The following is a 20,255-nucleotide window of genomic DNA, read 5'->3' on the forward strand; positions in this document are numbered from 1 at the left end:
GTTTTTTAACAAAAATATTAAATAATATCAACTTTTGCCGTAAATTAAGCCTCGATTATCTTGTAAAACTTAGACAGAATGTACTACTTTTCTGTATTAGTTTTCTTTATAAAGAAATAAGAAGTTTTATAGCAAAATAATTCTCTCTTGTGCTAGAACTTCTTATTTTTACATTTGCAAAAAAGACGAAAGTATGGAAGAGCAATCAATAGAGAGAATAAAGTGTTTAATTATTGGCTCTGGGCCCGCAGGTTATACTGCAGCCATTTATGCCGCAAGAGCAGATTTAAAACCTGTAATGTATACAGGAATGGAGCCAGGTGGACAGCTTACTACCACAACAGAGGTAGATAACTTTCCCGGTTACCCGGAAGGTATAGACGGACCAACTATGATGGTGCAATTACAACAACAAGCAGAAAGATTTGGCACCGATGTACGCATGGGAATGGTAACCGAAGTAAAATTAAGCAAAGACCACGGTGGTATTCATAAAGCTTGTGTAGACAATAAAACTTGGGTAGAAGCAGAAACAGTAATAATTTCTACCGGTGCCACGGCAAAATATTTAGGTTTGCCAAGTGAGCAACGTTTGCGCGGAGGTGGCGTTTCGGCTTGTGCAGTTTGCGACGGTTTTTTCTATAAAGGTCAAGATGTCGCCATTGTAGGCGGCGGCGATACCGCGGCAGAAGAAGCTACCTACTTGGCAAATATTTGTAACAAAGTAACTATGTTGGTAAGAAAAGGAGAGATGCGAGCTTCAAAAGCTATGCAACACCGCGTTACCAATACAGCAAATATAGATTTGCGCTACTTTACGGAAATAGACGAAGTTATAGGGGAGCAAGTGGTAGAAGGTTTACAAATGGTAAACAACCAAACCAACGAAAAAGAAGAAATTAAAATAACCGGATTGTTTATTGCAATTGGGCATAAACCCAACACAGAAATTTTTAACGGTCAGTTAGATATGGACGAAGCCGGGTATTTATTAACTAAAAGTAAAAGTACCAAAACCAATCTTCCGGGAGTTTTTGCCAGTGGCGATGTGCAAGATAAAGAATACCGTCAAGCCGTTACTGCGGCCGGCACCGGTTGTATGGCTGCGCTAGATGCAGAACGTTATTTGGCAACTGTAGAAACAAAAGAAGAAGTGAAAGCTTAAAGGTAAAACTTACCTACTTAAAAACTGCTAATTTTAAATAATACATTTAGAATTAGCAGTTTTTTTGTGGAAAAAAACGAAATGAGATAATTTTTTATAACTTTAGAAAATGGCGGAGAATAAAAATTTTATAATAGATTTTGACAGTACTTTTACCAAAGTAGAAGGATTAGAAGCACTTGCCGAAATTGCGCTACATAACAAACCAAACAAAAAGAAGATCTTAGAAAAGATAGAAACCTTAACAGAAAAGGCTATGCAAGGCGATATTTCTTTTCGGGAATCTTTAGAGAAGCGTTTGGCATTATTACCGGCTAATAAAGACCATTTAAAATTATTAATTGTGCGACTTCAAAAACAAATAAGTACTTCTTTTAACAGAAATCCTACTTTTTTTACGCAGTACAAAAATTCTATTTATATTGTTTCCAGCGGATTTAAAGATTTTATTATTCCGGTAGTAGAACGTTTAGGCCTTAGCGCCAAAAATGTCTACGCCAATACATTTACCTACGATAAAGAAGGAAATATTACTGGTTTTGATGAAGATAACATTTTGTCTACCAACAATGGTAAAGTAAAACTTTTACAGCAGCTCGATTTGCAAGGCGATGTTTATGTGGTAGGCGATGGTTATACTGATTATGAAATGAAGGCAGCCGGCTTAGCCAATAAATTTTACGCCTTTACAGAAAACGTTGCCCGCGAAAAAGTAATGCACAAAGCGGATCATATTACACCTAGTTTAGACGAATTTTTATACGTACACCAAATGAATAGAACTCTCTCTTATCCTAAAAACCGGATTAAGGTTTTATTGTTAGAAAATATACACGCAGATGCTAAAAAGATTTTTGAAGAAGAAGGCTATCAAATAGAATCTTTATCAACTGCTTTAGACGAAGCAGAATTAGCCGAAAAAATAAAAGATGTCTCTATATTAGGAATACGTTCAAAAAGCCTACTAACAGAAAAAGTCTTAAAACAAGCAAAACGTCTTATTGGCGTTGGTGCTTTTTGCATCGGCACTAACCAAATAGATTTAGAAGCTTGTGCCAAAAAAGGAGTTTCGGTGTTTAATGCGCCATTTAGCAATACTAGGTCTGTGGTAGAATTAGCAATTGGCGAAATTATATTCCTATTGCGCAACTTACCAACAAAAATGCAAGCAATGCAAGATGGTAATTGGCAGAAATCTGCACAAAACAGCTATGAAATTCGCGGTAAAAAGTTAGGAATAATTGGTTATGGAAATATTGGTGCTCAACTCTCTGTTTTGGCAGAAAATATGGGGCTAGATGTTTATTATTACGATATCGTAGACAAACTCCCTTTAGGCAATGTAACCAAATGCAAAAGCCTGAAACAGCTTTTAACAACCTGCGATATTATTAGTTTGCATGTAGAGGGAAAAACTGAAAATAAAAATCTTCTTGGCGAAGAAGAATTAAACGCGATGAAAAAAGGTAGTATTTTACTGAATTTGAGTAGGGGAGAGGTTGTAGATTTAAATGCCTTAAAAAAAGCACTTGAAAGCGGCAATCTAGCCGGAGCAGGAATAGATGTCTTCCCCGAAGAACCCAAAACCAATCAAGAAAAATTTACTTCTGTTTTACAAGGTATGCCAAATGTTATACTAACGCCACATATTGGTGGTAGTACAATAGAAGCTCAAGAAAATATTGCCAATTTTGTTGCTAATAAAATAATTAAGTACGTAAATACAGGAAGTAGCACGAGCAGTGTTAATTTTCCTAATTTACAATTGCCGCAGTTACAAGATGCCCACCGTTTGCTGCATATACATTACAACCGTCCGGGAATTTTGGCCGAGATAAATTCTATATTTGGGCAGCACAATATAAATATTGATGGGCAATACCTTAAAACCAATCAGCAAATTGGCTATGTTATTACAGATGTAAACAAAGCTTACGATGAAGCAGTGGTAAATAAATTAAAATCTTTAGAAGGCACAATTAAATTTCGGGTGTTGTATTAAATGCTTGAGATAATTTACAAAAAATATGCAATACAAATCCCTAAAATAATTGATAAGGTTTTAGAAAAATCAAATTGATGGTTTTTAGAAGATTCAAACAAAATTGTTGTAGAAACATGTAAAAATATACCAATAACTAACGCATGAATGTATTTTTCAATATGTTTTAATTCTTCAAAATGTTGGTTTACATAGCTTCCTATAGGTGTCATTAAAGCAAAAATTACTAGAAATAAAATAGATTTTGTGCGACTTAGCTTTGCTTTCAGTAAAAAAGTAGAGATGATTATTGCCACCGGAATTTTATGAATTACTACTCCGAAAAGCAAATGTTCATTTTCGTGCAAGGGGTATCCTTCTATAAGCGCATGAATACACAAACTTATAAAAAGCAAATAAGGAAAGTTTTTTTGATTAGGGTCTTGGTGCATATGGCCGTGTTCTGCACCACGCGATAAAAACTCTAAAAACACTTGCAATAAGATACCAATCATTATAAAAAGCCCAACGGTTTTAGAGTAGGATTGGTAAACTTTTGGTAAAAACTCAAACACTGTTATAGACAGCAATAAAGCGCCACTAAATGATAGCAACAATTGTATGGCAGCTTTGCCGGTTTTAATAAAATAAGCGATTAAAAAACCGATTACTACCGCCAAAATTGGTAAAATAAAACTCATTCGTTGGTGTCAAAAATTAAAATTAAACGATCTGATTTTTCTTCATCGAAAGAATTTAAGTCATAATCGCCAAAATAAGCTTTTAAGTGCATTCCTGCGGCTTCAAAATAGGTTTTAAAATCTTTTAAGGTTAAAGCTTTTACTTTTTCCACAAAGGTAAAATGCTCGCCTTTGTCTTCAAAATTTATCGTTTTTATAATAAAGTTGTTTTCTACTTTTCTCGAAATATGAAAATTTATTCCTTCTACGGTTTTTACCTCTTGCGGCACTAAATTTTTAATGCTTCGTTGGGCATTCATAAAATCTATTACGCCACAACCGCCTGGTTTTAATTCTTGTTTAATAGCATTAATGGTGGCATAATTGTCTTTTTCGTCTTCAAAATAACCAAAGCTTGTAAACAAATTAAACACCACATCAAAATTTTCTTGTAAAGGAACACGCATATCGTGTACGAGAAAATTTAAACTTTGGTTGCTGTGTTTTTTGGCCGTTTCAATATTATTAACAGATAGATCTATACCGGTAACTTGGTAGCCCAATTCATTAAGGTAAATAGAATGCCTGCCTTTGCCGCAGCCCAAATCTAGAATAGAAGCGTTTTTTTTCAAATCTAGATAACGCAACAAATTATCCATAAAGAGTTGTGCTTCTTTAAAATCTCGATTTCCGTATAGAATGTGGTAATATTTGGTGTTGAACCAAGAAGAGTACCAATTTTTTGTCTGCATAACCATAGGCCGCAAAATTAATGTATTTTTGTGCGAAGATAACTTATTGCTATGGGAAATAATTATAAAATGTTGGCAAAAACCTTATATGGGTTTGAAGATTTGCTGGAAAAAGAATTGCGTAACCTCGGTGCGATGGATGTTAAAAAGGGCGTAAGAAACGTGACTTTTGTGGGCGATAAAGGTTTTATGTATAAAGCCAATCTAGCTTTACGCACGGCTATAAAAATTTTAAAACCAATACGAAGTTTTAAAGTCTTTACGGAAGAAGACCTCTATAACAAAATACGCACTATAGATTGGAGTGATTATTTGAGTGCCAACCAAACTTTGGCCATAGATTCTACCGTGCATTCTAAGGTTTTTACCCATAGCAAATTTATAGCTTTAAAAACCAAAGATGCTATTGTAGATCAATTTCGGGAGAAAACCGGTCACAGGCCAAGTATAGATTTAGATTATCCAGATTTACGCATAAACATTCATATAGAAGATAAGTATTGCACGGTTTCTTTAGATAGCTCCGGGCAATCTTTGCATAAAAGGGGTTACCGTTCTGCTACCAATCTTGCGCCAATAAACGAAGTTTTGGCAGCAGGAATGTTAATGCTTTCCGGTTGGGACGGCCGTTCAGATTTTCTAGACCCCATGTGTGGTAGCGGTACCATTTTGGTAGAAGCTGCAATGATTGCTTGTAATATTCCGCCAAACTTAAATAAAAAAGAATTTGGTTTTGAAAAATGGAAAAATTGGGATGTAGAGTTATTCGAAAAAATAGAAGAATCTTTACTGAATAGAATACGCGGATTTGAACACAAAATTATTGGTTACGACAAAGCTTCTTCGGCTGTTTATAAAGCTGTAGAAAATGTAAAAAATGCCAATTTATCAGACTTTATTGAAATTGAACAGTGCGATTTTTTCCGTACAGAAAAACCGGTGAATGGACCGTTACATATGGTTTTTAATCCGCCTTACGGCGAACGTTTAGAACTGCTTAATCTAGAGAAATTTTATGAAGATATAGGCAATACCTTAAAACGGAATTACCACGAGACGCAGGCTTGGTTTATTGTTTCTAATTTAGAAGCTATTAAAAATGTAGGTTTACGACCTTCTAAAAAAATTAAACTATACAATGGTAAATTAGAATCGCGCTTTTTGAAATATGAAATTTACGAAGGTTCTAAAAAAGCTAAAAAAGAAAGCGATTAATCGGGTATTTTCTTTTTATGTTCTTTTTTATAAATAGGAATTAAATAAGAAAGCGAATAGCCCCAACCTACACCAAAACTGCTATTACCGTAAGTACGGTTAAAACCCGGAATAAATAAATTATCAAAATTATCTGGCTCAGTAGCGGTTACGCGCTGTTTTATTTGTACGTGAACACCCAAGAAGAGGTTATTAAAAAGCTCTGCTTTTAAACCCAATTGTAGTTCTGCCCAATGCGCGGACAAGTCGTTAAAATCTTGGTTTACCTCGCGGGTGTCTACTCCAAAATAATTATCTGCCGTATAAATATTATAGCGATATAAAGTATGCGAGAACGTGGCAAAACCATATCGTAAACCAACATAAATCTCGTTTTGCATATTGAGCCAGTTTTCGTAGGTGTTGTAATTAACGCCTATTTTCGCATAACTTCCTTTGCTGGTAATGTCTAAATAAGGTTCTGTGTAATGGTATTTCTCGTTTCCAATTTCCGCGGCAGCGTAAAAATTCTTTAAAAATCTGTAATCGCCAATAAGTTCAAAACCTGTATAATTATCGTCTAACAAGGTTTTAATGGGTTTGCTTAAATCTGCGCCAACCCTAATGCCGTATTTGTCTTGAAGCACCAAAGAGTCTTTAAGGGTATCTTGTTGGTTTTGCGCATTTGTTTTTTGACAAATGCCTACAACCAAACTAATGATAAATATAAAGGTGCGTTGTAAATTCATTTACAATATTATTTGGTTGTTGTACATTTATGTTGTCTATCCAATTGGCATCGTTTTGCTCGCCAATAAGGTTTGCATCTAATTCTAAGAATTCGGTTTTATAACCGCAAGCTCTGCTTACAAAAGCATCTACGGGAGTGTAAATAAAGTTTATTTCATCGGGATTTGGTTCTGGCGTATCTTCTTCTTCGGTGTTTTCTGTGTAGTTAAATACAAACTGATAACGTGTATTTCCCATACTTGTCTTTAGCGGCAATTTTACGATTGTATCGTTAACGGGAGTTTCAAAATAAAAATTTTCTTCGCCAATTGCTTTTGCGTTAAAATTTTCTACTTTTTTAGTTTTGGTAGGGTCTTCTGCATCTCTAAAAACTATTACCAATTTTGGAGTGGTAATAGTTGTTTCGGCGCAAATATCGTCTCTTTCGCAACCAAAAGAGAGCGTTAAAAAAATACCGACCAAAAGAAAAATTATCTTTTTCATGAGCGTCTGTCTAATCTAACCACATTCTCTACGTGGTGCGTTTGCGGAAACATATCTACCGGTTGTACTTTACTTACTTTATAATGTTCGTCTAACAAAGCCAAATCCCGAGCTTGTGTGGCGCTGTTGCAACTAACGTAAACAATACGTTTTGGTAAAATTTTAATTATTTGTGCAACCACATCTTTATGCATGCCGTCTCGTGGAGGGTCTGTAATAATAACGTCCGGTTTGCCGTTTTCTTCTATGAAAGTATCTGTAAATACTTTTTTCATATCGCCGGCATAAAAAGCTACATTATCAATATTGTTTAATTCGGCGTTTTTCTTGGCATCTTCTATAGCTTCGGGCACGGCTTCTACACCTACTACTTTTTTAGCTTTTTTTGCAACAAATTGTGCAATTGTGCCGGTGCCGGTATATAAATCGTACACCAAATCTTCTTCGTTTAAATCGGCAAAATCACGCGTAATTTTATACAATTCGTAAGCTTGTTGCGAGTTGGTCTGGTAAAAAGATTTGGCATTTATTTTAAAACGCAAACCTTCCATCTCTTCAAAAATATGATCGCGGCCTTTGTAGCAAACAACTTCCTGGTCGTAAATAGTGTCGTTTCCTTTTTCGTTAACTACATAAAGCAAAGCGGTAATTTCCGGAAAGCGTTCTGCTATAAAATTTAATAATAATTCCCGATTGTGTTTGTCTTCATAAAAAAACTGCACCAAAACCATAAGCTCGCCGGTAGAGGAAGTTCTAATCATTAAGGTGCGTAGAAGACCTTTTTTATCGCGGGCATTAAAAAAAGAAATATTGTTTTGGGTGGCAAAATCCCGAACTTCGTTTCTAATAGCGTTGCTCGGATCTTCCTGTAGATGACATTTTTGAATATTCAAAATCTTATCCCACATTCCCGGAATGTGAAATCCTAATGCGTTTTTATCTTCAATTTCTTTTCCGCTATTAATTTCATTTAAGGTAAGCCATCTGCTGTCGCTAAAAGAAAACTCCATTTTATTTCGGTAAAAATAGATTTCTTCACTGCCTAAAATTGGAGTGATTTCCGGCAGCTCTATTTTTCCAATTCTTTTTAGGTTATTGAACACCTCGTTTTGTTTTGTTTCCAATTGGTACTTGTAATCCATATTTTGCCATTTGCAGCCACCACAAGTGCCAAAATGTTGGCAAACCGGTTCGGTGCGTTTATCGGAATAGGATACAAAACTGGTGACTTTGGCGTGGTAATACGCTTTTCTTTTTTTGTAAGTTTTTAGATTTACTACATCGCCGGGTACAGCGTGGTCTATAAAAATAACCCTGCCGTCTGGAGATTTTGCAATTGCTTTTCCTTTAGCGCCAGCGCCAGTAACTTCAATTGCTTCAAACTCTTTTTTTCTGTTTTTTCTTGCCATACCACAAAAATAGTAAGAATATTGAATTAGCGCTTTTATCCAGCTTTAAAACTGTAATTATTATTTGTAGGATGGGAAATAGAAAATAGCTATACGCTTTACGCTTTACGCTGTATGCGTTAAATTTTGAATTTTTTAGTCTTTATCAATAAATTAATTCTTTACGTATATGAAGCAAAAAACAAAAACCCGCTTTTCAGTAAAAATTACAAAAAAACTTAGGATAGAATAATTGTTTAAAATTATGCTAAGTAATAAGCAATCTGTTTTATAAGTGCGGCATATTTAGTAATTTGCGCTTTTGGATGATTTCTCTCCAAAATGGGCTTAAAATAGCTTTTTAAGTAGGAATCGATAAAGTAAAAATTGAAAAGATAAAAGAATGTCAGTTTTAGAAATTAAATCATCACAACACGCAATTGAGGTAGAAGAAAAGTACGGAGCGCATAACTATCACCCTTTACCTGCTGTGTTAAGTAAAGGCGAAGGAGTCTATATGTGGGACGTAGAAGGAAAACGCTACTACGATTTTTTGGCAGCTTATTCTGCGGTAAATCAAGGTCATAGTCATCCTAAAATTCTAAAGGCAATGACAGACCAAGCCGGAACTTTGGCGTTAACTTCTCGCGCATTCTATAACGATGTATTGGGGAAATACGAAAAATTTGCTACAGAATATTTTGGTTTTGATAAACTTCTACCAATGAATACCGGGGCTGAAGCTGTTGAAACTGCTATAAAAATTTGTCGTAAATGGGCGTATGAAAAGAAAGGTGTAAAAGAAAAAGATGCACAAATTATAGTTGCAGAAAATAACTTTCACGGTAGAACTACTACTATTATTTCTTTTAGTAATGATGAAGAAGCCAGAAAAGACTTTGGTCCTTATACTCCGGGTTTCTTAAAAATACCGTATGACGATACAGAGGCCTTAGAGAGAACTTTGGAAGCAAACGATAATATTGCAGGTTTCTTAGTAGAACCAATTCAAGGAGAAGCTGGTGTCTATGTTCCTTCTGAAGGTTATTTGAAAAAGGCTAAAGAATTATGTAAAAAACATAACGTATTGTTTATTGCAGACGAAATACAAAGTGGTATTGCCCGTACCGGAAAATTATTGGCAGTAGATCACGAAAATGTAAAACCGGATATGGTAACTTTAGGGAAAGCTTTATCGGGTGGTCTTTATCCTGTATCTGCTGTTTTAGCCAATGATGAGGTAATGAATGTGATTAAACCAGGCCAGCACGGTTCTACCTTTGGTGGTAATCCTGTTGCAGGAGCTGTTGCTATTGCTGCTTTGCAAGTGGTTAAAGATGAAAACCTGGCAGAGAATTCAATGAAACTGGGAGAGTTGTTCCGTAGTGAATTAAACAAGTATATCGAAAACTCTTCGGTAGTTAATAAAGTTCGAGGTAAAGGTTTGATGAATGCAATTATCATTAACGATACAGAAGATAGTTCTACCGCTTGGGATATTTGTATGGCGCTAAAAGAAAACGGTTTGTTGGCAAAACCAACCCACGGTAATATTATTAGATTTACACCACCTTTGGTAATTACAGAAGAGCAATTGAGAGATTGTATTTCTATAATCACAAAAACTTTAGATAGTTTTGAAGGAAAAATTTAAGGTATAAACTTTTATAAATAAAAAAAATCCGGCAAGAACTTGCCGGATTTTTTTATGCTCTATTTTAAATAAATTCACTAAGAAACTTGTTGTCCGTATTCTCTTTGCATTTCTTCAATCATATCAAAATAAGCTTCTATGCCACCCAGAGATATAAGGGTTACGATCATAGTTATTAAAGTTAACGCACTTAAAACAAGGCTGATAATAGCCAAAATACGTGCTGTTTTTACTTGGCCATAATTATCATAAAATTCGGGGTTTTGTATGTATAAAGCTTTATCGCGATTGGCTAAATACAAGGCGATTCCTGCTAAGATAATTCCGCCAAGGCCCCAAAAGCAGCAACCAATAAACGAGATGATTGCTAGTACTAAGGCAATAGTAGCATTAGGTAGTTTTTGATTTTCCATAAAAGATAATTTTAGTTGTTAATAGATTTGGTGGTAAGCATAGTTAGCGATTATTATTAATACGTTAATTATTGCTAATATAGATATTATTTTATCGAAATTTTTGAGCTTTACAAATAAATTGATTGCAATTAAAAGAAATAATGGAATAAGCGAATATAAAGGTGGGTACATAAAAAAAGCTTTGACAAATTCCCCGTCAAGGAGAAATGCCAAAGCTCTTTGTCCGCCGCATCCCGGGCATTGAACTCCAAAATACTTATTAGAGTAGCACGAGAGCATATAGTCTTCCATCTTATCTACCTTTAAATACGGTGATTTTTTTGGTAAGAGTATTGTTTTTAACTGTTGTAATCTTTACTACATAAATAGCTTGCGCTAAATTTTGGGTAGAAAAAGAAAAACGCTCGTTGTTTCCTACATTTTGTTTGTTTAAAATTTGTTTTCCGGTCATATCGAAAACGCTAACCGCTTGTACATCCATAAACTTAGGATTGTAAATCTCTAATTGTTGTGCAGGGTTGTTTTGCACGACTACAAAGTTATCTGCAATTTCATCTTCCACAGAAAGACTACTGTCATCTTGAAATCTAAGTTCAAACCTGCCAGAGTAATCACCTTCCGGTAAAGTTATGTAGAAGTAATCGTTTTTAATTGAATAGTATTGGTCTGTTTCTGTATCGTATAAAAATACGTTATCTGTATCAAAATTTTCGAAATTGTTGATATTAATTGCAATATCCGATTGGTTTGATAAAGTCAAAAATAACGGAATTGCATCTTCTTCATCATACGGTCTAATATCTATCACATAGTTACTCCCGTTTAACAAAGAACCGGCATCTGAGCCTAATCCATCTGTGTTGGCAGCATCCATAGCTATATCGTAACCCGTAGTGGCATTATCTGAAAATGCTACTGCCATTTGTCGCGTATACGCCTCGTTAAATTCTATATTAACACGCATTTTAGGAACCACATTAGGAGCGTATTCTTGCGTTTGTGTTTGGCTATTTGCAGCTCTATCAAAATATGATTCATTGCTAACTCCTTCCTTTACAAATACTCGTTGTGCATTGCTAAATTGAACCGGAGCAATAGTTCCCGCAGGAGCGTTTAATTTAAAACCTTGTGCAATAGGAAGAAATCTTCTGTTAGCTTTTTCATCCGCTGTTTGCGTCTCTCCGCTTCCTACAATAATTTCGCCCGCAGAGGTATAATTATAAAAAACCGGCGGCGTATAAACGCCAGAAGAATTACAATCTCCTCCAGTAGAGTAAGCAGCATAACCACCTACGTAATCTGCTACATAATGCGATTGCACGCTTGGGTCACTATCCCAGAAATATGCGATTCCCGTTGTAGCATTTCTTCTTTGAATAGTTTCAGAACCGCAAGAAAAAGTACCGTTACCGGAATTTTCTATTAAAAAGTAATTTAAATTTATAGCAGAAGGATATGGGTTACCTACAATCATCATTTCACCTTCAGTGGTTGCCGGGGTTAACTCTATTAAACCATTATTTGGCCTTCCTCTAAAATCATAACGTTGATTACTGCCGGGATTATTTTGCACGCCATTTACTATGTTTGGATCTGTACCATCTACTCCTTTCATAGTAAAGCCTTCTCCCGGATTTATGCCATAATTAGCTCCTACTTGTATCCAACTAAAATATTCGTCATCACCGGTGCCAATAAATTTGTAAATCCAGCGTCTAGAAATTGTTAACGGATTGGTAGAACCTTCGTAATTACCAGTTATATTGGCAGGAAAACTTGCCAAAGTAGTATTAGGATCTTCTAAAGCTTGAATTCCAAAACTTTTATTGCCGGCTCCAGTTTCATTTCCCATTAAAACACCTACAGGAGAACCCCAGTAATTATAAGCATAAGCATCACTAGTACCTTCTTGGTATACAGAAAGTAAACCGGTGCCAGAATTAGGGCTGCTTTCGTCTTTTTGAACAAACTGGCCTTTTTCCCTAAGGTAAATACTGGCTATGTCTGTATCGTTGTTTTTTGTTAATTCTGTATTTCCTTCTACACTAACTACAGTACCTTTTACGTAAATGTAAAAATCTTTGGAATCTTCTGTAGCTTCATTGGCATAGCTAGTTGGCTTTACTGTTAGTTGGGCAAAGCCAATAAATCCAACAAATAATAGAAAAGATAGAGTAGAAATTTTTTTCATGGACACTAATTTTATACAAAAATAATACATTTGTGATGATAATGTATGAAAATTATCTGAATTATTAGATTGTTTTCTTAAAAATAATTTAAAATTACTTGGTCTTATGAATTCACAATTGCTTAATACACTTATCATTGTAGCGGGTAGTGCACTTTTATTATATGCGGTAATTACCGCCTCAGATAATGTTTACATTAAGATTATCGGTCTTATTTTGCTGATGTATGGCTTATACAATGCTACACAAAAGTGGGTAAAAGATAATAAAGGAGATGTTAATGATGAAGAAAATGATTAAAGTGGGCGATGCGGTAGAAGTTTTGGACGAAGCTATTTCCGGAAAGGTGAAATTTATAGACCACAATCTGATAAGTATTGAAACAACCGATGGTTTTATTATGGATTTTACGGAGGAGCAGCTAATTCTAAAGCCGAAAAAACCACTTTCTATCAAACAAGAAGATCTTTTGGAAAATTTAAAAGCCAAAAGAATTAAGAAGGAAAATCCCAAAAAATCGGTTAAACCATCTAAGAAGGGCACGGCTCCGCCTATGGAAGTTGATTTGCATATTCACAATTTAGTGAATTCTGTAAAAGGAATGTCTAATTTTGATATGCTAAACATTCAATTAGATACCGCTAGAAGCCAGATAGAATTTGCTATTAGAAAGCGTATCCCTAAAGTAGTTTTTATTCACGGGGTAGGAGAAGGGGTTTTAAAAACCGAATTAGAAACGGTTTTAAGCCGGTACGACAACCTCAAATTTTATGAAGCCGATTTTAAAAAATATGGTTTTGGTGCTACCGAAGTTTATATTTTTCAAAATGCTTAATCAGGCACAATTATCTCATTGTTAGATGTTACATCTAGATAACCGAGTACCAGCGTTTCTAAAACAATCACCTCGTTACTATACGTGCTTTGCATAGTAATATTTTTGGCTACAACTCGAGTTCTAAATGTGCGACTTATTATGTTATCACGAAAAATATCTATTTCCAATTCCTCAGAATCTTCGGGATCTAAATAATTGGGTATGTCGTTATCGTTAGTATCATCGTCTTGTGGGTTTAATATTGGGTTGCCATCACTATCTGCATTTACGTAAGCGTTTAAATCTTCGTAACGCGAAATTGTACCATCGTTATCATCGTCTTCATCTAAATAGTTGGGTATGCCATCGCCATCGGTATCTGGAAAATCATTTTCTGTAAGAATAGGAGCATCAACTTCTATCTCTACTTGTGTTGGTACATTGTCGTTATCGTCATCGGTATCTAAAAAATTAGGAATTCCGTCATTATCGGTGTCATCGTCAAAATAATTTCCGTTATTATTTAAATCTTCCAACTCTTTCTCTACGCCATCGTTATCGTCTTGGTTAATAATTGTAGTAATTAATTGTACACTTCCGCCAATAGCGCTAGTATACTCCTCAATTACCTTAGGATTACTAGGAGGTAAATCTCCGCAAAAATATTGGTTGCCATTTATAGATCCGGTATACGTGCGGTAAACTATTTTGTTATTAGCATTTAACTGAATATTTAAAGTATCTGCCGAGGTAAGTCCTTCAAATTTACCGGTAAAATCTTGGTTAATACTTAGCGAAATACTTTCGTTGGGCTCGTTATTGGTGGTATAAAGTATATATATATTTTCATCTGTTTCTTCTAGTGTATTACCTTCAGAATCAAAACCTTGATTTTCTCTGCAAGCATTTAGTTGAGTTTCGTTATCAAAATTGAAAGTGGTAACTATAATATCGCCATCATCACAAGCAGTTAAAAAACCTATGCTGAATAATAAAAACAGTATTTTTTTCATCGACTTAATTAATTTAGAAGACAAAATTAAACATAAAGTAGATTTATAATGGTTAAACTTTAAAATATATTTAAATGTTTTAGTTTTGTAGAAAATTGTAGAAAAAAGTTATGAAAAATGTTTATTTAGATAGCGCAGCCACTACTCAAATGCGCAAAGAGGTAGTAGATAGAATGACAGATGTATTACATTCTACCTTTGGTAATCCTTCTTCTACGCATACTTTTGGTCGCTCTGCCAAGGCTATTGTAGAAGATGCCCGTAAAACTATTGCAAAATATCTAAATGTTTCTGCATCTGAAATTATTTTTACTTCCGGCGGCACCGAAGCAGATAATCTCGCCCTAAATAGCGCGATAAGAGATCTGGATGTAAAACGCATTATTACTTCCAAAATAGAACATCACGCTGTACTTTATACAGTAGCTCAATTAAAAAATTGCCACGATATAGAAATTGAATATGTAGATTTATTAGAAGATGGCAATGTAGATTTAGATGATTTGGAAAAAAGATTAAAAGCATCTAACCAAAAAACTTTGGTGAGTTTAATGCATATAAATAACGAAATAGGTAATATGCTGGATATTGAAAAAACCGGCAATTTGTGTAAAGAATATAATGCATTGTTTCATAGCGATACCGTGCAATCTATTGGGCATTATGAAATGGATTTAAAAGCTTTACCGGTAGACTTTACAGCGGTTAGCGCACATAAATTTCACGGCCCAAAAGGCGTTGGTTTTGCGTATGTACGGAAAAATACCGGCGTAAAACCCTTAATTTTTGGCGGAGAACAAGAAAGAGGTGTTAGAGCGGGGACAGAAGGCGTGCATAATATTGTAGGTTTGGCAGAAGCCTTTAAAATAGCTTACGATAATTTAGCCGAAGAAAAAGCTTATACCACCAATCTTAAAAAGCATTTTATAGAGCAACTTAAAGCTAATATACCGAACGTTAAATTTAACGGCACTTCAGGTTCTTTAGATAAAAGCACCTATACTCTTGTAAATGTATGTTTACCAATTTCTGCAGAAAAAGCCGGTATGTTGCTTTTTCAATTAGACTTAAAAGGTATTGCTTGTTCTAAAGGTAGTGCTTGCCAAAGTGGTAGCGAAAAAGGAAGCCACGTACTCAATGCTATTTTACCAAAAGAAGATTTAAACCGGCCATCTATACGTTTTTCTTTCTCGAGTTTTAACACCAAAGAAGATTTAGATTATGTTGTACAAACGCTTTCAGATTATATTAAAGAAACCGCAACAGCATAAAAATTAAAAACGCATTCCTAAACGAACATTAAAAACGCGGGGAGATAAATAATTGGGAACCGCATACATTTGTTTGGAATATACATCCCTCACAAAAGTGTTGGTTATAGAATTTTGATTATCGAATAAATTAAATATTTCAAAACCAACTGTTAACTCTTTAAAGACAGCAAGCCAGTTTGGCACGCTGTCTTTTTTATTTTCATCTACCACAACATAAGAAAATCCGACATCTGCCCGTCTATAATCCGGCAATCTGCTTTGGTAATTGTACGGATCTGCATAATTTGGCGAGCCGCCCGGCAAACCGGTATTATAAACCAAATTTAAATACACTTTTAAATCCGGTATTTTAGGAACATAATCTTGAAAAAGTACGCCAACTTTTAGACGTTGATCGGTTGGTCGTGCAATATACCCGCGATTATTTATATTTTCTTCGGTTTTTAAATAACCCAAGCTTACCCAACTTTCTGTACCCGGAACAAACTCCCCGTTTAGACGTAAATCTAAACCGTAAGCATAAGCTTTTGCGTTATTTTTGGCTTCATAGCGTATGCGTACATTTTCTATGGTGTACGGATTTACGTTGGTAAGATGCTTATAATAAGCTTCAGAAACCAATTTAAAAGGTCTCCCGCCCATTTTAAAACTAAAATCATTAGCCAAAACAATATGGGCAGATTGTTGTGCCTTTACGGAAGGGATTACGCGCCCGTCTTCATTCCGTAAAGCTCTGTAAAATGGAGGTTGGTAATATAAACCACCCGAAAGCCTAAAAAGCATATCGGTTTCCCAATTTGGTTTTAAAGCAAATTGCGCCCGCGGACTAACAACTGTTTGTGTTTCTGTCTCTATATTTTCTCCGTCAACAATCCAGGTATGCGAACGCAAGCCGGCATTAAACCAAGCTTTGCTGTTTCCTAAAGAAGTGTTGTAGCTCCATTGTATAAAATTTTGGAATCTGTTTATTTTGGTTTGGTTGGTAGCTCTTACATTGTTGTAAGGTTCTATTGGTGCAGTATAAGGTTCGTAGGGTTCGTTGTTTTGAAAATCTTCTAAAGGCGGCCTAATAGAGAAACCGGCAGAATCTATTACTTCCCACTCCCTAATTCTATCCCTAATATCTTCGTGGGTGTATTTTATGCCATAATCTATTTGATGCTCGTCATATTTAAAAGTCCCCCGATGTTGAAAATTCATAATCAAAGCATCCAAATCGTTACGGCCGTGATTGAGTTGCGACCCAATGCCTTGGCTAAACTCTACCTCGCCAAAATCGTTACTGCTAATGTCTGTGTTAACATTACCTAATCTATACTGCCCTAAAATATCATAATGTTCTTGCTCTTGGGTGTTGTATACCGAAGCAATTAATTTTGAAGTATAATTTTCAGACACTTTATAAGTAGCTTTTAGAGCGCCAAAATAAGTTTCGTACTGGTCTTTTTCTTGGCCTTCATAAAAAACCAATAAAGCTCTGGGGTCTTGTAAAGTGCCAAAGTTGGTTTGTCTTGTTAATGGCTCGTAATCGTATTTATTTATGGAAATATTTCCTAGAAAACCCAATTCGAATTTTTTACTGAATTGATACGTTAAATAGGTTTGCGCATCTGCAAAGCGTGGTTTAAAGTTAGTTTCGGTCTCTTTTGCATTTACAAACAAACTATTATCCCGATAACGAATACCCAAAATACCCGAAAACTTATTGTTGCCGGAAACACCTTCTATAGAAGCGCTACCGCCCAACAGACTCATTTCTAAAGAGGCGCCAAAATCTACCGGTCTACGATAATCTATAGCCAAAACAGACGAAAGTTTATCGCCGTATTTTGCTTGAAATCCGCCAGCAGAAAAATCTACATTTCTAACCAAATCTGTGTTTACAAAACTTAAACCTTCCTGTTGGCCGGAACGGATTAAAAACGGTCTGTAAACTTCAATTTCGTTTACGTACACAAGATTTTCATCATAATTACCACCCCTAACCGAGTATTGGGTGCTCAATTCGTTATTAGAACTTACGCCCGGCAAGGTTTTTAAAAGGTTTTCTACGCCGGCATTGGCCCCGGGAATTTTACGAACCGTTTCCGGACTTAAATTTACCACGCCTTCTATGCGCTTTCTATTTTCTCCGGTAAGAATAATCTCGCCAATTTGTTCTACATCGCTTTTTAAAACAGGGTTAAACTCTATTTCTTCGCCGGATTTTAGATTTTGGGTAAAACTTATTTTTTTTAGTCCAACATAACTAATAGAAATTTCTACTTTTTGGTTTGCCGGAATTTCTAAATAATAAAAACCATTGGCGTTGGTAGTTGTGCCATTTTGCGAATAGCTCACGTTTGCGCCGGGAATTGGTGTTCTGTTTTCGTCAAAAACAATTCCTTTAATGGTAGCGGTTTGCGATAAAGCTGTAAACGGAAGCACAAGGCAGCATAAAATGCTTAGGAAATAAGTGTTTTTCAAAAGTATAAAGTTTAGTTTTTTCTGAAAAAAGTGCCCTCAAATGTACTACTATTTCCAACATTATCTACAACAATGAGCTTTAAATTGTTCTTGGTCTCTTTAATTACGTCATCGTTAAAATCGTGAATTAACATTCCGGTTTTATAATCATATTCCATCAAAATAAATTTTCCGTTAACGGTTGCTCTATAGCTGCTAATGCCAGATTCTTTGTCTTCTACTTTAAATTTGAGGTAACGGTAATTTGACATCCATTTTTTATTTTTAAAATTTACTGGTGTTATTTCTGGTGCATCCCAATCAGACAATAAAGTGTATTTACCAAAAGTTCTTGTTTTGGTGGTAAAGCGGTTTCTTTTTTTGTAGGTGCTAACGTAGTATGCTTTTCCCCAGTCGGTTACTCTTGCGATGTAAAGTTTGTCTTTATCTTCTGCGCTGTATTTGCTTACATCAAAACCTATGGTCATATTATAATGCAGGGCAATATCTTTTTTTCCTACAATAATACTTTCACCTTCCGGAATTATATTTATGTAAACGTCTTCATAAACGGCGTTTTTTGGAATGTAAATATCAAATTTTCCTATATCAAAAGCGCTGGCTTCGTTGGGTTTTATGTGATAATCAGACACAAATTTTTCCGGTTTTGTAATAAGCGTATCCGGTAAAGCTTTTGCACTTATAGGAATTTTTACCGTGGTGGTATTTTCGGCAAAATCGCTTACCTTTATCGTGTAATTATAATTTAAACTATCTTCTATATTTACAAAACCTTCTCTTTCGGCATTTTTTAAAATACTTAACGGATTATTGGTTTGTAAAAATAATTTCTGAATTTTTTTTCGTTTGTTTTTATAAATTGCATAATCTAAAAACCTGTTGATATACCTGCTTTCCGCAAAGGAAAATTTATTAAAGTTTACCGAAAATATTTTATTTCCGTTAAGGTAACTTTCAATCTTATATACCCCGTTATGATTGGCCGCATAATCTAATTGATCTATGGTTTCTATGCCAAAACCAATTTTACCGTAAGCGTTCACCGTTTCTGCAACATACTCGTTATTGGCTATGGGAATAAGCCTTATTTTTTGGGTTAAACCCGATTCGTCTACGTGCGAATTATTGGTTTGCGGATATGCATATACACTTTTTACCGTAGGAAATTTGGTGTCTTTTATTTCGTAGCCAAAATCTAACGGATTCATAGGTCGTGCGTTGCCGTCTCTTATTTCAAAATGCAAATGTGGACCGCCGCTACCACCGGTATTTCCACTAAATGCTATAATTTCTTGTTTCTCTACAGGCAATTCGCCTGCTTCGGGAAAAAGTTCAATTTCGTAAGTTTCTTTTGCATATTGGCGCTTTTTGACATAGTTGTCTATGGCAGAAGAAAAACCGTTTAAATGTCCGTAAACGGTCGTGTAGCCATTAGGATGTTGCACATAAATTGCTTTTCCGTAACCAAAATGCGATATTTTTATGCGACTAACATAACCTTCGGCAGCAGCCAAAACTTTTAAACCGGTTTGTTGCTTTGTCTTAATATCCATCCCGCTATGGAAGTGGTTAGAGCGCAACTCGCCAAAAGTACCAGACAAAATTAGCGGAACGTCTAAAGGATTAGCAAAATAATCTTGAGGCAGTTCTGACTGAGCATAGGTGAACTGCACACTAATTAAAAGGGCCAAAAGCCATAATTTTTTCATGCGGTATTATCTTTATGTTGCAGGGGAATCGATAAATATAAAGGAAACATCTTAAATTGCAATGTGAGTTGTTTATAATTTTTACAGAACATTTAAAAATAAATTTGTTACCCTCAATTGCGTTAAACGGAATATATTTTAAATTATTTCTGAAAAACGTTTTAAAAAAGCACAATACAGCTAATTTATTAATTCAATTGCCTAAACCTGCCGTATTTAGGTTTTTTAGCTGGTGGGTTTTACCGAATAGAAATGGGCTATTTTAAAAAAATTAGCAAAAAAACTGTTGGCTTATTGCCAAAGGTATATTAACTTTGTGCG

At 35.1% G+C, this 20,255-nt stretch carries 18 protein-coding genes; 7 read left to right on the forward strand and 11 right to left on the reverse strand.

What is annotated here, in order from left to right:
• Positions 1–193: 193 nt before the first annotated feature.
• Both trxB and serA read left to right on the forward strand, forming a co-directional pair.
• Entirely contained in the window at positions 194–1,165 is a 972-nt protein-coding gene (trxB, locus tag FKR84_RS05155) for a thioredoxin-disulfide reductase (RefSeq protein ID WP_141421233.1), read from the forward strand.
• 109 nt (positions 1,166–1,274) lie between these two features.
• On the forward strand, positions 1,275–3,167 hold the full coding sequence (serA, locus tag FKR84_RS05160) for a phosphoglycerate dehydrogenase (RefSeq protein ID WP_141421234.1): 1,893 nt from the start codon (positions 1,275–1,277) through the stop codon (positions 3,165–3,167).
• Between the two features lie 14 nt (positions 3,168–3,181).
• Here serA and FKR84_RS05165 read toward each other — a convergent pair whose 3' ends face one another.
• Positions 3,182–3,847: a ZIP family metal transporter gene (locus FKR84_RS05165; protein WP_141421235.1), complete on the reverse strand. Its 666-nt coding sequence runs from the start codon at positions 3,845–3,847 to the stop codon at positions 3,182–3,184.
• Entirely contained in the window at positions 3,844–4,584 is a 741-nt protein-coding gene (locus tag FKR84_RS05170; protein WP_141421426.1) for a class I SAM-dependent methyltransferase, read from the reverse strand. Before FKR84_RS05170 ends, FKR84_RS05165 begins: the two co-directional genes overlap by 4 nt.
• 45 nt (positions 4,585–4,629) lie before the next feature.
• Here FKR84_RS05170 and FKR84_RS05175 point away from each other — a divergent pair, with 45 nt between their 5' ends.
• Entirely contained in the window at positions 4,630–5,793 is a 1,164-nt protein-coding gene (locus FKR84_RS05175) for a THUMP domain-containing class I SAM-dependent RNA methyltransferase (RefSeq protein ID WP_141421236.1), read from the forward strand.
• Here FKR84_RS05175 and FKR84_RS05180 read toward each other — a convergent pair.
• Genes FKR84_RS05180 through rlmD form a run of 3 tightly spaced genes read right to left on the reverse strand, consistent with a single transcriptional unit; the run spans position 5,790 to position 8,414 of the window.
• The gene (locus tag FKR84_RS05180; RefSeq protein WP_141421237.1) at positions 5,790–6,521 is read right to left on the reverse strand and encodes a DUF6048 family protein; all 732 of its coding nucleotides are present in this window, start codon (positions 6,519–6,521) and stop codon (positions 5,790–5,792) included. The genes FKR84_RS05175 and FKR84_RS05180 overlap by 4 nt on opposite strands.
• Positions 6,487–7,005, reverse strand: a complete 519-nt coding sequence (locus tag FKR84_RS05185) for a DUF6452 family protein (protein WP_141421238.1) — start codon at positions 7,003–7,005, stop codon at positions 6,487–6,489. The genes FKR84_RS05180 and FKR84_RS05185 overlap by 35 nt, the downstream gene beginning before the upstream one ends.
• Entirely contained in the window at positions 7,002–8,414 is a 1,413-nt protein-coding gene (rlmD, locus tag FKR84_RS05190; protein ID WP_141421239.1) for a 23S rRNA (uracil(1939)-C(5))-methyltransferase RlmD, read from the reverse strand. The genes FKR84_RS05185 and rlmD overlap by 4 nt, the downstream gene beginning before the upstream one ends.
• A 382-nt stretch (positions 8,415–8,796) precedes the next feature.
• Here rlmD and rocD point away from each other — a divergent pair, with 382 nt between their 5' ends.
• Entirely contained in the window at positions 8,797–10,047 is a 1,251-nt protein-coding gene (gene rocD / locus FKR84_RS05195; protein ID WP_141421240.1) for an ornithine--oxo-acid transaminase, read from the forward strand.
• A gap of 77 nt (positions 10,048–10,124) precedes the next feature.
• On the opposite strand, the gene FKR84_RS05200 is transcribed toward rocD, so the two are convergent.
• The 3 genes from FKR84_RS05200 to FKR84_RS05210 are packed head-to-tail and all read right to left on the reverse strand — an operon-like array spanning position 10,125 to position 12,654.
• Positions 10,125–10,460, reverse strand: coding sequence for a CCC motif membrane protein (locus FKR84_RS05200; RefSeq protein ID WP_141421241.1), 336 nt, complete (start codon positions 10,458–10,460; stop codon positions 10,125–10,127).
• A gap of 18 nt (positions 10,461–10,478) precedes the next feature.
• The gene (locus FKR84_RS05205; RefSeq protein WP_141421242.1) at positions 10,479–10,754 is read right to left on the reverse strand and encodes a DUF2752 domain-containing protein; all 276 of its coding nucleotides are present in this window, start codon (positions 10,752–10,754) and stop codon (positions 10,479–10,481) included.
• A 1-nt stretch (position 10,755) separates the two neighbouring features.
• A complete protein-coding gene (locus FKR84_RS05210; protein ID WP_233357673.1) occupies positions 10,756–12,654 on the reverse strand; it encodes a T9SS type A sorting domain-containing protein in 1,899 nt (632 codons plus the stop codon).
• A 106-nt stretch (positions 12,655–12,760) separates the two neighbouring features.
• Here FKR84_RS05210 and FKR84_RS05215 point away from each other — a divergent pair, with 106 nt between their 5' ends.
• The gene (locus FKR84_RS05215) at positions 12,761–12,955 is read left to right on the forward strand and encodes a hypothetical protein (protein WP_141421244.1); all 195 of its coding nucleotides are present in this window, start codon (positions 12,761–12,763) and stop codon (positions 12,953–12,955) included.
• Positions 12,936–13,490 carry a Smr/MutS family protein gene (locus FKR84_RS05220; protein WP_317129104.1) on the forward strand — a complete coding sequence of 185 codons (555 nt, stop codon included), beginning with the start codon at positions 12,936–12,938 and terminating at the stop codon, positions 13,488–13,490. Before FKR84_RS05215 ends, FKR84_RS05220 begins: the two co-directional genes overlap by 20 nt.
• On the opposite strand, the gene FKR84_RS05225 is transcribed toward FKR84_RS05220, so the two are convergent.
• Entirely contained in the window at positions 13,487–14,485 is a 999-nt protein-coding gene (locus FKR84_RS05225; RefSeq protein ID WP_141421245.1) for a hypothetical protein, read from the reverse strand. The two genes, FKR84_RS05220 and FKR84_RS05225, sit on opposite strands and share 4 nt — an antisense overlap.
• Positions 14,486–14,595: 110 nt before the next feature.
• On the opposite strand from FKR84_RS05225, the gene FKR84_RS05230 reads away from it, so the two are divergent.
• Positions 14,596–15,756, forward strand: coding sequence for a cysteine desulfurase family protein (locus FKR84_RS05230; RefSeq protein ID WP_141421246.1), 1,161 nt, complete (start codon positions 14,596–14,598; stop codon positions 15,754–15,756).
• 3 nt (positions 15,757–15,759) lie between these two features.
• Here the strand turns inward: FKR84_RS05230 and FKR84_RS05235 are convergent, their stop codons facing one another.
• Both FKR84_RS05235 and FKR84_RS05240 read right to left on the reverse strand, forming a co-directional pair.
• Entirely contained in the window at positions 15,760–18,225 is a 2,466-nt protein-coding gene (locus FKR84_RS05235) for a TonB-dependent receptor (protein ID WP_141421247.1), read from the reverse strand.
• Between the two features lie 11 nt (positions 18,226–18,236).
• Complete coding sequence (locus FKR84_RS05240; protein ID WP_141421248.1) at positions 18,237–19,934, reverse strand: M23 family metallopeptidase; 1,698 nt, start codon at positions 19,932–19,934, stop codon at positions 18,237–18,239.
• Between the last annotated feature and the right edge of the window lie 321 nt (positions 19,935–20,255).

Origin of the sequence: Haloflavibacter putidus (assembly GCF_006546625.1) — a bacterium.
Taxonomy (GTDB): domain Bacteria; phylum Bacteroidota; class Bacteroidia; order Flavobacteriales; family Flavobacteriaceae; genus Mesonia; species Mesonia putida.

Bases quoted from the DNA above. Each gene is read 5' to 3' on its own strand.
- FKR84_RS05240 (WP_141421248.1), bottom strand. From the start codon at position 19,934: ATGAAAAAATTATGGCTTTTGGCCCTTTTAATTAGTGTGCAGTTCACC.
- FKR84_RS05220 (WP_317129104.1), top strand. From the start codon at position 12,936: ATGATGAAGAAAATGATTAAAGTGGGCGATGCGGTAGAAGTTTTGGAC.
- FKR84_RS05180 (WP_141421237.1), bottom strand. From the start codon at position 6,521: ATGAATTTACAACGCACCTTTATATTTATCATTAGTTTGGTTGTAGGC.
- FKR84_RS05170 (WP_141421426.1), bottom strand. From the start codon at position 4,584: ATGGTTATGCAGACAAAAAATTGGTACTCTTCTTGGTTCAACACCAAA.
- FKR84_RS05230 (WP_141421246.1), top strand. From the start codon at position 14,596: ATGAAAAATGTTTATTTAGATAGCGCAGCCACTACTCAAATGCGCAAA.
- serA (WP_141421234.1), top strand. From the start codon at position 1,275: ATGGCGGAGAATAAAAATTTTATAATAGATTTTGACAGTACTTTTACC.
- FKR84_RS05200 (WP_141421241.1), bottom strand. From the start codon at position 10,460: ATGGAAAATCAAAAACTACCTAATGCTACTATTGCCTTAGTACTAGCA.
- trxB (WP_141421233.1), top strand. From the start codon at position 194: ATGGAAGAGCAATCAATAGAGAGAATAAAGTGTTTAATTATTGGCTCT.
- FKR84_RS05205 (WP_141421242.1), bottom strand. From the start codon at position 10,754: ATGGAAGACTATATGCTCTCGTGCTACTCTAATAAGTATTTTGGAGTT.
- FKR84_RS05225 (WP_141421245.1), bottom strand. From the start codon at position 14,485: ATGAAAAAAATACTGTTTTTATTATTCAGCATAGGTTTTTTAACTGCT.
- FKR84_RS05215 (WP_141421244.1), top strand. From the start codon at position 12,761: ATGAATTCACAATTGCTTAATACACTTATCATTGTAGCGGGTAGTGCA.
- rlmD (WP_141421239.1), bottom strand. From the start codon at position 8,414: ATGGCAAGAAAAAACAGAAAAAAAGAGTTTGAAGCAATTGAAGTTACT.
- rocD (WP_141421240.1), top strand. From the start codon at position 8,797: ATGTCAGTTTTAGAAATTAAATCATCACAACACGCAATTGAGGTAGAA.
- FKR84_RS05165 (WP_141421235.1), bottom strand. From the start codon at position 3,847: ATGAGTTTTATTTTACCAATTTTGGCGGTAGTAATCGGTTTTTTAATC.
- FKR84_RS05210 (WP_233357673.1), bottom strand. From the start codon at position 12,654: ATGAAAAAAATTTCTACTCTATCTTTTCTATTATTTGTTGGATTTATT.
- FKR84_RS05185 (WP_141421238.1), bottom strand. From the start codon at position 7,005: ATGAAAAAGATAATTTTTCTTTTGGTCGGTATTTTTTTAACGCTCTCT.
- FKR84_RS05175 (WP_141421236.1), top strand. From the start codon at position 4,630: ATGGGAAATAATTATAAAATGTTGGCAAAAACCTTATATGGGTTTGAA.